This window comes from Chitinophaga filiformis, assembly GCF_023100805.1.
Taxonomy (GTDB): Bacteria; Bacteroidota; Bacteroidia; order Chitinophagales; family Chitinophagaceae; genus Chitinophaga; species Chitinophaga filiformis_B.
Map to the genome: position 1 here is coordinate 3,990,567 of NZ_CP095855.1, position 15,671 is coordinate 4,006,237.

General features: G+C 48.7%; 9 protein-coding genes. 4 read left to right on the forward strand and 5 right to left on the reverse strand.

Features of this window, described 5'->3' with window-relative positions; all coding sequences use genetic code 11:
* Positions 1–331 precede the first annotated feature (331 nt).
* A complete protein-coding gene (gene bshC / locus MYF79_RS15945; RefSeq protein WP_247814961.1) occupies positions 332–1,927 on the forward strand; it encodes a bacillithiol biosynthesis cysteine-adding enzyme BshC in 1,596 nt (531 codons plus the stop codon).
* Here the strand turns inward: bshC and MYF79_RS15950 are convergent.
* Entirely contained in the window at positions 1,911–4,151 is a 2,241-nt protein-coding gene (locus MYF79_RS15950; RefSeq protein WP_247814962.1) for an FUSC family protein, read from the reverse strand. The two genes, bshC and MYF79_RS15950, sit on opposite strands and share 17 nt — an antisense overlap.
* A 380-nt stretch (positions 4,152–4,531) precedes the next feature.
* Between MYF79_RS15950 and smc the strand changes: the two genes are divergently transcribed.
* Positions 4,532–8,062, forward strand: coding sequence for a chromosome segregation protein SMC (smc, locus tag MYF79_RS15955; RefSeq protein ID WP_247814963.1), 3,531 nt, complete (start codon positions 4,532–4,534; stop codon positions 8,060–8,062).
* Between the two features lie 39 nt (positions 8,063–8,101).
* Positions 8,102–8,500 carry a DUF4259 domain-containing protein gene (locus MYF79_RS15960; protein WP_199656272.1) on the forward strand — a complete coding sequence of 133 codons (399 nt, stop codon included), beginning with the start codon at positions 8,102–8,104 and terminating at the stop codon, positions 8,498–8,500.
* An 87-nt stretch (positions 8,501–8,587) separates the two neighbouring features.
* Here the strand turns inward: MYF79_RS15960 and MYF79_RS15965 are convergent, their stop codons facing one another.
* Positions 8,588–9,850 (reverse strand): NupC/NupG family nucleoside CNT transporter, encoded by a 1,263-nt coding sequence (locus MYF79_RS15965; protein ID WP_247814964.1) that lies wholly within the window; start codon positions 9,848–9,850, stop codon positions 8,588–8,590.
* Between the two features lie 88 nt (positions 9,851–9,938).
* Here MYF79_RS15965 and MYF79_RS15970 point away from each other — a divergent pair, with 88 nt between their 5' ends.
* Positions 9,939–12,218, forward strand: coding sequence for a c-type cytochrome (locus MYF79_RS15970; protein WP_247814965.1), 2,280 nt, complete (start codon positions 9,939–9,941; stop codon positions 12,216–12,218).
* Positions 12,219–12,248: 30 nt separating this feature from the next.
* Here MYF79_RS15970 and MYF79_RS15975 read toward each other — a convergent pair whose 3' ends face one another.
* The 3 genes from MYF79_RS15975 to mqnE form a co-directional block, all read right to left on the reverse strand.
* On the reverse strand, positions 12,249–13,655 hold the full coding sequence (locus MYF79_RS15975; RefSeq protein WP_247814966.1) for a sigma-54-dependent transcriptional regulator: 1,407 nt from the start codon (positions 13,653–13,655) through the stop codon (positions 12,249–12,251).
* A gap of 293 nt (positions 13,656–13,948) precedes the next feature.
* Entirely contained in the window at positions 13,949–14,476 is a 528-nt protein-coding gene (locus MYF79_RS15980) for a DUF192 domain-containing protein (RefSeq protein ID WP_247814967.1), read from the reverse strand.
* 10 nt (positions 14,477–14,486) lie between these two features.
* On the reverse strand, positions 14,487–15,668 hold the full coding sequence (mqnE, locus tag MYF79_RS15985) for an aminofutalosine synthase MqnE (RefSeq protein ID WP_199656277.1): 1,182 nt from the start codon (positions 15,666–15,668) through the stop codon (positions 14,487–14,489).
* Positions 15,669–15,671 lie beyond the last annotated feature (3 nt).

Sequence of the window (15,671 nt, forward strand, 5' to 3'; positions counted from 1 at the left end):
ATAAAAAGCCTCCGGGAGTTACTTCCCGGGGGCTTTTATATTTAGCAGTGTCGCATGATTCAGCATGAGATGTCCGTCAACGCCTTTCTGAATGTTGAACGGGCCTTGTCAGGTGAATACAGGTCAGCGCGGGATTAAATACTGTCAGGGGCACCGAGAGCTGAAGGTTCGTCGTTTCTATCTGAACTTATGTTGTATCTGCAACTAATCAGGCCCTTATCTTTTCATGACGTTTTCCGCTCCTTCCATATTTTAACCATTCGTAATTCGTAATTGATGATTCGTGATTCATTCCCTACCTTCGTGCATCAAAAGAATCAGCGCTTAGCGTATGGAGCAACCTGTAAGTCATATCCCGTATGGTAAAACCGGGTATTTCAATCAATTGGTAATAGATTTTCTGGCCGAGCATCCTAATCTCCGACCTTTTTATAAATATTCTCCAGTACATCCTGATTTTGAGGCAGTTATACAGGCGAAAAAGCTTTTCCCACAACAGCGGGAAGTCCTGGTAGCAGCCCTGCAGGAACAATACGAGGGGCTGGACATTACTGATAGTGTTCGCAACAATATCAGCAGCCTGCTGGACCAGCAAACCTTCACCATCACCACTGCACACCAGCCGAACATCTTCACCGGTTATTTATACTTCGCTTATAAGATATTGCAAACCATTAAGTTAGCTAGTCAGCTCAGGTCGCAATATCCGCAGTACAATTTCGTGCCCGTTTACTACATGGGCAGCGAAGATGCTGACCTGGATGAACTGGGCCACATCTATATCGACGGTAAGAACATCGCCTGGCCAACCGACCAGCAGGGAGCTGTCGGACGGATGCAACCGGAAGGTTTTGAGGAATTGATCGAAAAGGTGAAAGCTGCATTGGGCTATGGCGAATATGCTGAAGAACTGATAACGCTGTTGAAGAAGGCCTACCTGGGCCATGCAAATATCCAGGATGCCACCCTTTACCTGGTCAATGAATTGTTTGGCCGCTATGGACTGGTGGTACTGGTACCGGACAATCCGAAGCTGAAAAAACTCTTTGTACCCGTTATGAGGGACGAGTTATTCCATCAGCATTCCTACCGGATCGTTAACGAAACAATTGAACAACTCTCCCAACATCATAAAGTACAGGCCAACCCGAGGGAAATAAACCTGTTCTATCTCACAGCAACGTCCCGCGAACGTATTGTACAGGTGGGGGATGTCTGGAAGGTATTACACCTGCCGGTCGAATTCACTGCCGCCAGCCTGGAGAAAGAGCTGGAGGAACATCCTGAGAGGTTCAGCCCCAATGTGATACTGCGCGGCATGTTGCAGGAAACGATCCTGCCTAATATTGCTTTCATTGGCGGTGGCGGAGAAATTGCCTACTGGCTGGAGCTACAACAGTTATTTAACCATTACAGGGTGCCGTTCCCTGCACTGATACTACGTAATTCCTTCCTGCTGACGGATGCGGCCTCACAGGAGCGCCTGCGGAAGCTGGGACTGGCCGTTACCGATCTTTTTGAAGATACAGAGGAACTGGTGAACAGGTTCGTAAAAGAACATACCAATGCGGCACTGGTACTGAAAGATGAGTACGCAGCAGTAGAGAAACTGTTTGATGAGCTGGCAGAGAAGGCGAGGGAAATTGATGTGACCCTGGTGGCTGCAGTAGCGGCAGAGCGTACCCGGGCTGTAAAATCCATCGGAAAGCTGGAGCATAAGTTCCTGAAGGCAGAGAAGAAGAAATTCGGCTGGCAGACGGAGCAGATCCGTAACCTGAAGGCGAGATTGTTCCCGGCCAATTCTCTGCAGGAGCGGAAGGAGAACTTTATGCCCTGGTACATACACCAGGGGCCGGCCTTCTTCGATGTAGTGCTGGAGCATATTGATCCGCTCTGCGACCAGTTCGGTATTATTTATCAGCAATAGTCTTATCGATCGTCTTCTTCATATCTTTCAACAGGGAAAGCATGGCGTGCAGCTGGTCGCGCACCATCTTCGTTTCCAGCATTTCTTCCCGGACAGGCGTCTCGCCCTTGCCCTGGTTGATCTCTTCCTGTCGCCGCTGGTAGAGGTTTTCCAGTTCCACATCCAGCGTCTCGAAGGCTTCGAGGCTGGCCGGTAGCTGGGCCGATTGCCAGGCCGGGTCTTCCAGCAGTTTTAAGATGCAGTCAAAATGCTGGTGCATCTGCTGGTTGATCAGTTTATATTCCGGCTTGGGGAAATGAACGCCATGCAACAGTCCATAATTGGCCAATGCGGCAATATGCGACATCATAGAATGGCTCAGTACCACGAAATGGTAGATCTCCGAGCCATGTATCTGTTTACTTTTAGGTTCAGACAACATCCGCTGAAACGCTGACATCAGGTTGGCCGCACTCACATTGGTATCCTTTCTTGCCAGTTTATAATCATTCATGATAAATTCCTGCCCGGTGTACAGGCGCATTACCTGGTCGAGGTAACGGGCATTGTCCTGCACCATTTTCGTCATATAGTTCGGCAGGTAGTTATGCTCCCAGCTGGGCCACAGCAGGAGGCTTGCCAGGAAGGCGATACTGACGCCTATAAAGGTGTCCAGCACACGCAGCTCTGCGTTCTGCAGGTGAGCAGGATGCAGGAAGTGCAGGAGGAAAATGACAAAAGGCGTTACAAAAAATACACTGAGCGTATACTGATGCGTCATGAAGCTATAGGCGCCCAGGATGCAGATCAGCATGAGGATGAAGATGATGGTGGGATTGCTGGTCAGGAACAATACGCCTGCGGCGAATAATGCCCCGGTAATGGTGCCGATAATACGCTGATAGCTCCGGGTCTTACTGATACCGAAGCCCGGCTTCAGGATGACCACGATGGTGAGCAGTACCCAATATACCCTGTCCAGGTGGAACACCTGTCCCAGGAGATAGCCGGTCACGGCGGCGATGCTGACGCGCAGTGCATGCCTGAAGATGTGCGACTGGAAGGTCAGGTTGTTCAGCAGGGTTTCCAGGTCATAACGGTTGCGGGTAGTGAAACTGGAGAGCTGTATGCGCGGATCGATGATCTCATCTTTCACCCTTTCCAGCCTGGTGAGCCGGTGCAGATTGTAGATACGCTGGGTCATATCCTGGAGATTGTGCAGGATGTTGGTCAGCGTAATAAGCTTTGTGCGTTCTTTGAAGGTCGGCAGGGCTCTCCGGATATCTGCGATAGCATGTTGTACTTTTTCTATCTCGTAACGGAGATTGGTCTTGGGAAGGGAGCGCTGGCCGGCGGCAACAGCGGTGCCGATCAGTTGTAACTCAGCCGCAAACCGGAGGATCAGGGTGTGGAATTTTTCCAGTATCTCCATGTCGCCGAAATCTTTATGCAGCGCCTGGTAATCTGTCTGAGACGCCATGATCTGTTCCTGGAGGTCTACAATATCCAGGAAAATGAGTACCATGCTTTTATTGATGCTGGTAGAGCCCTGCTGGGAGGAACGGCGTTTCAGGAGCAGCTCGCGCACGGCCTCCTGTTTTTCGCTCACCACCACCTGCTGGGCCAATACCGATTTATAGATCTCATCAAAGTCCTTGTCAGCGCCCTTTTCGTAAAAACCTGCTCTTTCTTCCAGGTAGCGGGCGGTTTCCATGATACATTCCGACAGCATCTGCTGTACGCTCAGGTAGGGACGGATCTGCCAGAGCAGGAGGGCGAGAAAGCCGTACCAGACGCTTCCCCCGAGGATAAGCAGGCAATGGATAATGGCCTCCCGGGGGCCAACAGGCGTTTCCCCCAGTATGGACACCATCACCAGCAGACAGGCGATGCCGATATTACCTCCCCGGTTACCATATACCAGCAGCATGCCGTTGGCGAAGCAACAGGCCAGTATCCAGCCGGTCATCAGGATGGGGTAGGGCGCAATGAGGCTGGTGCCGACCGCAGTAAAGAATATAAATGCAATAGCGGTCAGGATGCCGTTCCGTTTGTGGAGTGCAGTACCCGGAACATCTGAAAGGGCGGTAGCCAGTGCACCAAGCGATACCACTATACCCATTGGCAGGTCGCCCATCATGGAGAATGCTACAGAAGGCACTACCACACTAATGGTAGTACGTAATCCTGTACTGAAATGATAGCTGTAAATGAAATTCCTGACTTCCTGAACCCAATGCCGCATCTGGAAAATTTAATATATGCAAAGTTATTTAAATCGCTGATAAGCAAAAAGAATGCTGGTTTGGGCGTATGGCTTCCGCTGTTCACGATATGCCGGCTAAATATAATACTACAGCAGCAAACCGCTGATCAATCATTCTATGCAATTTATACACAACTGTGTATAATTAAATTCTAACCGGGACATGGTTGTCTGATAAATTACTGTTTTCTTTGGAAAAATAAAGCTAAGAAGCCTGGATTAAGATACTGATTATCAGAAAAAGGAGATAAATAGTCTGGTAAAAATGCATTATTATGGTATGATTAGGCAAATCCTGGTCATAAATCAGAGAAATCATAGTTATCTTTGACGGCTTAAAAAAACAAAGCAAAGCAATTGTGCGTTTAAAGACATTAGAAATCAAAGGCTTCAAAAGTTTTGCTGACAAAACCGTATTACACTTCGATGAGGGGGTAACCGGGGTCATTGGCCCCAACGGATGTGGCAAAAGTAATATCATTGACTCTATCCGCTGGGTGATCGGGGAGCATAAGATCAGTAACCTGCGTTCTGAGAATCAGTCAGGGCTGGTGTTTAATGGCTCCAAAACACGTTCTGCCAGTGGTATGGCCGAAGTGAGCCTCACGTTCGAGAACACCCGCAATGTATTGCCAACCGAGTTCACTACTGTTACCATTACCCGCAAGTTTTACAAGAACGGTGATAGCGAATACCGTCTGAATGATGTGGCCTGCCGCCTGAAAGATATCCATAACCTGTTTATGGATACCGGTGTCAGTACCGATTCTTATGCTATCATTGAGCTTGGGATGGTGGACGACATTATCAAGGATAAAGAGAACAGCCGCCGTCGCATGCTGGAACAGGCTGCCGGTATTTCCATCTATAAAACGCGTAAGAAGGAAGCCAAATCCAAGCTGGATGCTACGGAGGGAGACCTGAACCGTATTGAGGACCTGCTGTTTGAGATCAATAACAACTTAAAGACCCTGGAATCCCAGGCACGTAAGGCCGAACGCTTTTACGAGGTGAAGAAAGAATACCGCGAGATCAGTATCGAACTGGCCAAAGCCGCCCTGGAGGGATTCAATGTCACTTTTAAAGAACTGACAGACGAACAGCAGGCGGAAAGTGATAAGAAGATGGCCCTGGAAACGGAGATCTCCTCTGCAGAAGCCAGTGTGGAAGAAGATAAACTGCATTTTGTGGCCAAGGAAAGAGAACTGCAGGTGCTGCAGAAATCTTTCAACGAACTCGTATCCACCATCCGTACGAAGGAAAACGATAAGAACCTCGCCAGCCAGCAGCTTACCTACCTGAAAGAGCGCGAACGCAATATCAGCCAGTTCCTCAGTAACGCCGAAGGGCAGTTACAGGGCCTGACAGATTCCATCGCTTTCACCGAAACACAGGTGGAAGAAGAACAGGAAGCGTTTGAAAGCCTGCAGGACCAGCTGGAAGGATTGCAGGAGATGATGGACGAGAAGAAGGAAGCCTTCAACCAGAAAAAGTTGTCGCTCGAAACCCTGCGCCGTGACCAGCAACAATGGCAGCGGCAACAGTTCGAAGCAGAAAAGAAAGTGGCGGTAGCCGATACTTCCGTACAGAACCTGCAACGCAGTATACAACAGTTACAGGACGAAAAAGCCGCCCGTCAGCTGCAGATCACACAACTGGAAGAAGAGAAAGTGGCGCTCCAGGAAACGCTGCAGGACCAGAAAGCAGACCTGGAAGATATGATCGCTTTCCAGGAAGAGACCAAGGGAAAGATCCTGGCCACCCAGGGAGAAATAGAAGGACTGCGCGATAAGCTGGTAGACGAGAACCGTGCGCTGGACCAGAAGAAGAATGAATACGACCTGTTAAAATCCCTCGTGGACAGCCTGGAAGGTTATCCTGAAAGTATCAAGTTCCTCAAGAAAAATACAGAGTGGAATAATAGTGCTCCTATCCTGAGCGATATTTTCTTCTGTAAGGAAGAATATCGTACCTGTGTGGAGAATCTGCTTGAACCTTATCTTAACTACTATGTTGTAAATAATGCAGCAGAAGCAGTGCAGGCCATCCGTTTACTGGATGATAACAAGAAAGGTAAAGCAAACTTTTTTATCTTGGATCAGTTCCACCAGCAGGGTGGAAGCCTGTTCACCCCTCCGGGCGCCATTCCGGCCCTGCAGGTGGTAGAACTGGAAGAACGTTACAAGGGACTGGGCAACTACCTGCTGGGTAAAGTATTCATTACCGACGATATCAGCAACCTGGAGTTCAGCCAGCTGGCAGACCAGGATATACTGGTGATAGAAAAAAGCGGCAGGATGAACCGCGGCAGGTATAGTTTCAGCGGCGGTTCCGTAGGACTGTTCGAAGGAAAGAAACTGGGACGTGCCAAGAACCTGGAGAAACTGGATGAAGAGATCAGGGCGCTGGAAGATGTAGTGGCTAACCTGCGTCAGCAGATCCAGGAGAAACATAACCAGGTATTGGGTTATAACAGTCAGCTGAATGAGAACAATATCAATACCGCCCGCGAGAAGATCAACCAGTTGAATAACCAGGTGTTCGGATTGCAGAACCGTATTGAGAACTTCCGTCACCTGGTGGAATCGGGCGAAAAACGCCTGCTGGAAATGCAGGATTCCCTGGCAGCGAACCAGGAAAGTATTTCCGGTGTAAAGGAAGAACTGGATGACCTGAATGATAAGGTGCACGCTTTGCACGATAGCATTGTGGCAGCAGAACGGGCAGCAACAGAGGCAGAGCAACAGTTCAACCAGGCCAACGTACAGTTCAACAACCAGAACCTGCAGCACACGCGCCAGCAGAGTAAGGTGCAGGCCCTGAAGCAGGAACTGGAATTCAAGCGTAAACAATTATCAGATCTGCATACGCAGATCACCAGCAATAAATCTCAGCTGGAAGATGCAGTAGCAAATATTGCCGCTGCGGAAGACAAGCTGGGAGCCGCAGAAGACGGATTGATAGACCTGTTCCGCCGTAAAGAGGAAGAAGAGAAGGAGCTGAATGAGAAAGACCAGGAATATTATAATTTCCGTAACCAGTTGCAGGAGAAAGAAAGCAGTCTGCGTGCGCGCCAGCGTGCCAAAGAACAGCTGGAACAGGCGCTGACGGTGATCAAGGACAAGGTGAACGAACTGAAATTGCAGCTGGCCTCCATGAAGGAAAGGTTGAGCGTAGAGTTCAAAGTGAACCTGGACGAGATCATTGACGAGCAGCGTAGTTCAGCACTGCCGGTAGATGAATTGCAGGCAGGCGCCGAGCGACTGAAGAAGCGTCTTGAAAATATGGGGGAGATCAACCCCACAGCGATCGAGGCCTACCAGGAAATGAAGAAACGTTATGAGTTTATACTGGAGCAGAAGAATGACCTGGTAACCGCGAAAGAGTCGCTGATGGCAACGATCCAGGAAGTGGAGGCAACAGCTAACCAGAAATTCCTGGATACCTTCAACCAGGTGAAGGAAAACTTCGTACGTGTATTTAAGGCATTGTTCACCGAAGAAGACCAGTGTGATATGATATTGAACGATCCTGAAAACCTGGCAGATACCGGTATAGAGATCATTGCCAAACCGAAGGGTAAGCGTCCGGCAGCCATTACACAGCTGAGTGGAGGTGAAAAGACACTGACGGCAACAGCCTTATTGTTTGCCATTTACCTGATCAAACCAGCGCCATTCTGTATCCTCGATGAGGTGGACGCGCCGCTGGATGATGCCAACGTAGGTAAATTCACCAATATGATCCGTAAGTTCTCAGACAATTCGCAGTTCATTATTGTAACGCACAATAAGCAAACAATGGCGGCTGTGGATGTGATCTACGGGGTTACCATGCAGGAGCCTGGAGTGAGTAAGCTTGTACCGGTGGATTTCAGGAGTCTTAACTAAGTTAATCATCAATAAAGCAAACCAAAAAAACTACATATCATGGGCACATGGGGTACCAGAAACTTCGAAAATGATGGCTCGCAAGACTGGGTATTTGAAATGATGGACAACAAAGATGGCGGCATGGTAGCCGACACATTGCAGTTCACGCTTAACAAAGATGGCGTATTGGATATATCCGAATGCGAAGACGCCTTGGCTGCAGCAGAAGTAGTAGCTGCGCTGGCTGGTAAAGCAAGTGAAGATTTTCCGGAAGATCCGCTGGATAACCTGGATTCACTGCAATTGCTGGCTACACCAGCACTCCGTAAACTGGCTGCTAATGTTGTTGAAAAGATCAGGACTGCATCCGAAATGAAAGATGTAAGAACTGAAGAAGGACAGCTGGATAGCTGGGACGGCGTACTGGCCGATCTGATAAAGAGATTAGGTCACTGATCAATACTATAAAAGAGCTCCGCCTTATCATCAACCCTGTATGGGAAGATGATAAGGCGGATTTTGTTAGTATTCGTTTGTGCCTACTTAAATCAGTATTCCGGCAATGGTTGCTGATAAATAAGATGCCAGCGTTCCGCAGAAGAGCGCCTTTAAACCCAGGCTGGCAAGATCGCCGCGCCTTTCCGGTGCAAGCACGCCGATACCGCCTATCTGCATACCTACACTACTGAAATTAGCAAAGCCACAGATCGCGATACTCACGATCAGTAATCCCTTTTGTGTTAACACAGGCACTGTCTTATCGGTGAGGTTCTTGAAGGCGATAAATTCATTGATACTGAGCTTTTGTCCCAGCAGGGTAGCCACGCTGTTCACATCCTGCTCAGGTACGCCCATTGACCAGGCAACAGGGTAGAAAAGCTTTCCGAAGATCCAGTTTAAGCTCAGTGCAAAATCCAGGTGCAGCAACTGACCTATTTTTAGTAATCCCCAGTCCAGGAAAGCGATCAGCGCCACAAATCCGATGATCATAGCGATCACGTTCATGGCTATTTTAAAGCCATCGCCTGCTCCATGGGTGATGGCGTCGATCACATTCACATACTGGCTTTTCACTTCCAGTTTTACCTTTCCCATGGTCTGGGATTCTTCTGTTTCCGGAAAGACGATCTTGGAGATCACCAGTGCGCCCGGGGCGGCCATCAGGCTGGCTGTGATCAGCATAGGAGCGATGTCCATACCTGCTGCTTTGCCCATGTTGGAATAAACAACCAGGATACCCCCGGCTATACAGGCAAGGCTTCCGCTCATAGACGCCAGCAGTTCACTCTTGGTCATATAGGGCAGATAAGGACGGATCATTACCTGCGCCTCGATCTGGCCTACAAATGCACTGGCCACATTACTCAATGCTTCCGCACCGCTCACCCGCATAATAAAGTTCATAGCCCTGGCAATGACCGCTACAATGCGCTGCATCACGCCAAAGTGATACAGGATAGCTACAAGTGCACACACCAATATGATCGCAGCCGTGATATTGAACGCAAATACGAAGCCGCCGGTCAGGTAATTCCCTATTGTGCCGGGCGATTTTTCCACCGCTATGCCGCCGTACACGAATGCGGCGCCCTGACGGGCAAAATCTTCCAGCTTGCCCATAGCCTTGCCAATACCCTGGAAGAAGCGGAAAACAAACCCTACTTTAAAAATGAGTAATGCAATGAGTATCTGCAGGCCCATGCCGCTGACTACCAGGCGGATGTTGATCTTTTTTCTGTTGTTGGAAACCAGGTATGCCAGTCCCAGGATAAGGATAATCCCGAAGATTCCTTGGAAACGTCCCATAAGCGCGTTAAAATGGTATAAAAAACGAAGATAATTCCAAATTCCTAATTTAATTTATATTTTGGGCTTAACAATCGATTTACAAGAAATGCGTTACAGGTTTTATCTTTTAGGGATCGGCTTCTGCCTGGCAGCATGTAACAATGGCGACAACACGAAGTCGTCAAATGCATCAGACTCACTGGCTATCCGTCAGCAATACGCTGTCTCGCCGGTGCTGGATGCAACAACCGCTATCTCGCATATGGAAGTGGAGAAAGGCCTGGAAGTGCAGCTGGTAGCGGCAGAACCATTGGTAACGGTGCCGGTGGCCATGACATTTGACGAAAAAGGACGTATGTGGGTTGTGGAGATGACCGGTTATATGCCTGACACCGTTGGTACGGGAGAAGATGTCCCTAACGGAAAGATCGTGATCCTGGAGGATACAGACCACAACGGGGTAGCCGACAAACGCGAAGTGTTCATGGACTCGCTGGTACTGCCCAGAGCTATCTGCCTGGTCGAAAACGGGATCCTGGTAGCCGAACCACCTAAGCTGTGGTTTGTAGAGATCAACAATGACAAACCCGGCAAACGCACGCTGGTAGACGATAAATATACCGAAGGCGGCAATGTGGAGCACCAGCCCAACGGTTTGCTGCGGGCCATGGATAACTGGATCTACAACGCAAAATCAGATAAACGCTACCGTAAAATGGGTGGCAGGTGGCTGAAAGAACAAACACATTTCCGCGGCCAGTGGGGAATTACACAGGACAACTACGGCCGTCTCTTTTACAATAATAACTCAGAAAATGTGCTGGGCGATTACTTCCCGCCAGGACTGGGCGCCCATAACCAGCAACAGAAGAATGTAGCGGGTTACGACGAGAAGATCGTGCCCGATACGCGCGTATATCCCATCCGGGCTACTACCGGCGTGAACAGGGGATACATGAAAGGCGTGCTGAACGACAGCCTCCGCCTGCGCAATATGACAGCTGCCTGCGGTCCCCTGGTGTACAGAGGAGCGCTACTGAGTAAGGAGTACGATAACAATATTTTTGTGGCGGAGCCCTCCGGCAACCTCATTAAAAGGAACCTGGTAAAAGACAGCGGTTATATCGTGAAAGGGCAGCAGGCCTATCCCGATCATGAATTCCTGGCCAGTACAGACGAGCGTTTCAGGCCGGTAAGCCTCTATGATGGTCCTGATGGCGCGCTCTATATAGTGGACATGTACAGGGGAATTATCCAGCATAAAACCTACCTGACGCCCTATCTTAAAAAAGAGATCAGCAGCCGTAACCTGACCAATCCGCTGAACTGCGGGCGTATATATCGCGTAGTGCCTGCCGGGACTAAACCATCGCCGGTATTACCAGAAAATGAGCCAGGTAAACTACTGGCCTTACTGGATCATCCGAATGGCTGGGTAAGGGACAAGGCGCAACAAATGATCATCGATCATCACTATACTTCACTGGCGCCGGCACTGAAGGAACGCCTGCACCGGAAAGATAGTCTCAACGGACAGATCCATGCCTTGTGGACGCTGGAAGGCCTGGGCGCATTACAGCTGGCAGATGTGATGGTAATGCTTCATCACCCCAACCCATATGCCCAGGCAGAAGGCCTGGCAGCCCTGCCGGCAGTGCTTACTGCCACCAATGGCGGGGAAGTGCTGAAGCAACTGGCGGGCATGGAGCAGAATGTCTTTCTGGCGCCTTACGTTGCCTTATTGCTGCCTGCCTTTCCTCCACAATTGCAGCAGGCGGTAGATATGCTGCAAACGCAGCTGGTAGAAAAGTATGCCAACGATCCATATGTAGCGGATGCTATCATCAGCCGGATGGCAGGTAAGGAAACGGCTTTATTGCAACAGCTGGCTGCATGGAATCCGGATACGACATTGGTGCTGCACAAACATCTGAAAACTGTATTGAAAGATATTGAGAACCGTAAGAAGGCCAGTATGGATGAGGGCTTGCAGAAGACCTATCCAAGAGGAACGGTGTTATTTAAAACAGTTTGTCAGACCTGCCACGGAGCAGACGGGGACGGTATACAATCACTGGCGCCACCGTTGAACCAGTCGGAGATCGTAACGGGAGACAAACATCGCCTGGCAGCCATCGTGCTGTTCGGACTAACAGGGCCCGTGAATGTTGCAGGCAAACAATATAAAGCGCCGGAAATAAGCGGCGATATGCCCGGAATTGGCAGCAATGACGAGTTCTCCGATAAGGACATTGCGGAGGTCCTCAGCTTTATCCGTGGCGCCTGGAGCAATCATGCCGCTAAAGTGACGGAAAAAGATATCCAGGACGTCAGGAAGCAATATAAAGGAAGGCAGAAGTCATTTACCATGGAAGAGCTGAAATAAGCGGACAACAGCATGCCGATGCTTTGCTGCTTACAGCAGTATATTCAGTGTGTGCAGTTTGTTGTAAAGCGTTTTACGGTCTATGTTCATCAACCTGGCGGCCTGCGATTTATTGAAGCGGACCTGTTGCAGCACATCCAGTATTTTCTGGTATTCTGCCTGGCGGGTTACATTCTTCAGATTCTCCTCAGTGCCGGGGATAGCTGACATTGCCAGTTCCCGGGATACAGGATGTAATTCCTCCGGGAGCGATTCCATATTGATAGGAGCTTTCTCTGTTGACAACAGGCAGATGCGTCGCATCACATTTTTAAGTTCCCGGATATTTCCCGGCCAGGGATAATTGTAAAAGGCAGCAAGCACTTCATCAGACAAAGGACCGCATTCTCTTTCCAGCTCGTCTTCGACGGCCTGTTTGAACGTAGATACAAACAAGGGCAGATCTTCCCGGCGTTCACGCAAAGGAGGTACATTGATGGTGAATTCGTTCAACCGGTAATAGAGATCGTCCCGGAACCTGCCTTGCAGAACGGCCTGCTGCAGATCTTCATTAGACGCTACAATGATGCGGATGTCTACATGTACTTCCCTGGCACTGCCCACCGGGCGTACTACTCTCTCCTGAATGGTTCGTAGTAAGGCTGTTTGTACTTCATAGGAAAGATTCCCTATTTCATCAAGGAACAATGTGCCTCCGTCCGCTTCCTGGAACGCCCCGATCCTTGCCTGGATGGCGCCGGTGAAAGCTCCTTTTTCATGCCCGAACAGCTCACTGCTGGCCAGCTCGCGCGAGAGGCTGCCACAGTCAATGGCCACCAGGGGTTTATCTTTCCGTCTGCTCTGGCTATGTATCAGTTGCGCCACAGATTCTTTGCCTGTGCCGGTCTCGCCAAGAATGATAACACTATAATCAGTAGGTGCGATCAGTTTGATCTGCGTATGCAGTTCCTTCGAAGTATTGCCGTTGCCATAAACAAACTGACTGAGCTGCCCCCTGTGAGATACATAAGTAGAAACAGGATCGGCTGTCAGATGCATGGCTGGTGGTAATTGTTCCTTTGACAATACAGCCTGATGGAGCAATGCCTTCTGCACCAGCAGAATGGCCTGTGAAGCATTTAATGGTTTAACAACATAGTCGTAAATGCCTTGTTTGATCAGTTGAATGGCTATCCGCACATCCGGATAACCGGTCATAACGATGATGCTGGTGGCAGGGCTCATTTCCCTGATCCTGAGCGACAGAATACTGCCATCTATCTCTTTATCTTTGAGACGATAATCGCAGAAGATCACATCATAACTTTTTTCTTTAATCATCTTCAGCGCCATGGTGCCGGAAACGCTATGATCTACCTTGTATCCTTCTTTGGTAAGGATGGTGGTAAGCAATGTGCAGATATGGATTTCGTCGTCGACAATCAGGATAGTTTTCACATGTTAAGATTAAGAGGTGAGTAAATTAGTTTCCTAATGACACGAACACTACGACTTGACCTTTAAAATAAATGATTGTTGGCAGCAGGGGATAAATAGAAAACGAAGTAAGGTACTTTCAATATTCAGACTGCAAAAGGAGTAGACAGTTTAATTTCCTATATGCAGATATTTACAAGCACATAAATGCTATGTCTGGCATAAAGGTATCGAATTAATGAATGCAAGCAAAAAATAAAGACCGTTCCACCGAGGATGGAACGGTCTTTATTTTTTATAGTAATATCAATATCCTATTTTATTTCCTTATAGCTGATTCTATCACCATATGCGATATGATACTTATCGCAGAATCCCGCATTCACTTCAAGCACGAACTGTGCTTTTTTGAAGGAGGGCAGGCTTTCTTCCGAAAGCGGAGTGGTATATTTCTGAACAGATACGATCTCTTTCTTTTCATCGATATATATGATGTCGAGAGAAATGTAGGTGTTCTTCATCCAGAATGACTGCTCCTCTGCATGAGGAAAGATAAAGAGCATACCCTGTGTGTCCTTCATGGATTTACGGTCCATCAGGCCCTGCGCTCTTTCCTGGTCATTGGTAGCCAGTTCAATATCGATCTGGCGGAGCGTATCATTGTTGACCTTACTGAGAAAATAAAGAACGCCTTCCTTTTTGAACTGCGGTTCTTTATCAGCAGTGATGGTGGCAGCTGTTTCAGAAGATGAAATGTTGCTGACCTGGCTGCGGTTGTTGTGACATCCGGCAATATAAAGACAGAGTCCAGCATTGAATAACAACCATCTGCTAGCAGACATAAATGTGATTTTAACGTGCCATCAATTCTTCCTCTGAAAATACAACATCAGTATAATCTTTGATCTCATTGTAAACCGTATCCCTTTCCACCGGTCTTCTGCCGGCCTGTTTGATCAGCATGGCCAGCTGGGCGGTGTTCATGGATGGGTTCTGTTCTTCCGAACCTGCCATGGAATAGATCTTGGTGGTATCATCAATGGTACCGTCCAAATCGTTTACCCCAAAGGAAAGTGTCAGTTGTGCTGTATTTCTGCCCAGCATAGGCCAGTAAGCCTTCAGATGGGGGAAGTTGTCCATGTAAAGACGGGCAACCGCGTACAGTCTGAGGTCTTCCACAACAGAAGTCTCCGGTATATGCGCCATCTCGTTGTCCTTATTGCGGAACTTCAGCGGGATGAAGGTATTGAAACCTTTGGTTTCATCCTGAAGGCTGCGCAGGCGTTCCATGTGGTCAATACGATGCCAGAACTGTTCCAGGTGGCCGTACAGCATGGTTGCATTGGTATGCATACCCAGCAGGTGTGCTGTTTTATGAATGTGCAGCCAGCCATCTGCATCTACCTTATCATGGCAGATCTGGGCACGGATGTCGGGATGGAATATTTCAGCGCCACCGCCCGGCATGGATTGCAGTCCTGCCTCATGCAGGATGCGCATACCTTCCTCCACGGAAACCTTTGCTTTGCGGAACATATAATCCAGCTCCACAGCGGTAAATCCCTTCAGGTGAAGGTCGGGTCTGTGTGCCCTTATTTTCTGCAGCAGCTCCACAAAGAAGTCGAGGTTCATTTTAGGATGCACGCCGCCTACAATATGTACTTCGGTAACGGGTTGGCCATCATACTTCTTAACGATGTCCAGCATCTGGTCAATGCTTAATTCCCAGCCTTCCTCACGATTTTTGTACAAACGGGAGTAAGAACAGAATTTGCAGGTAAAAACGCAAACATTGGTTGGCTCTATATGGAAATTCCGATTGAAATAGGTTTTATCACCATGCATACGCACTCTCACCGCATTGGCCAGGGCGCCCAGGTATCCCAGTTCTCCTTTCTCAAATAAAAGCAGGCCCTCTTCGGGTGTCAGCCTTTCTGCTGACAATACCTTTTCACCAATGGTTTTCAACCCTTTATCCAATCTTGTATCTTGCAGTAATGTTGCTACGGCAGGATGATCATTTCTGGTCGTCATCTC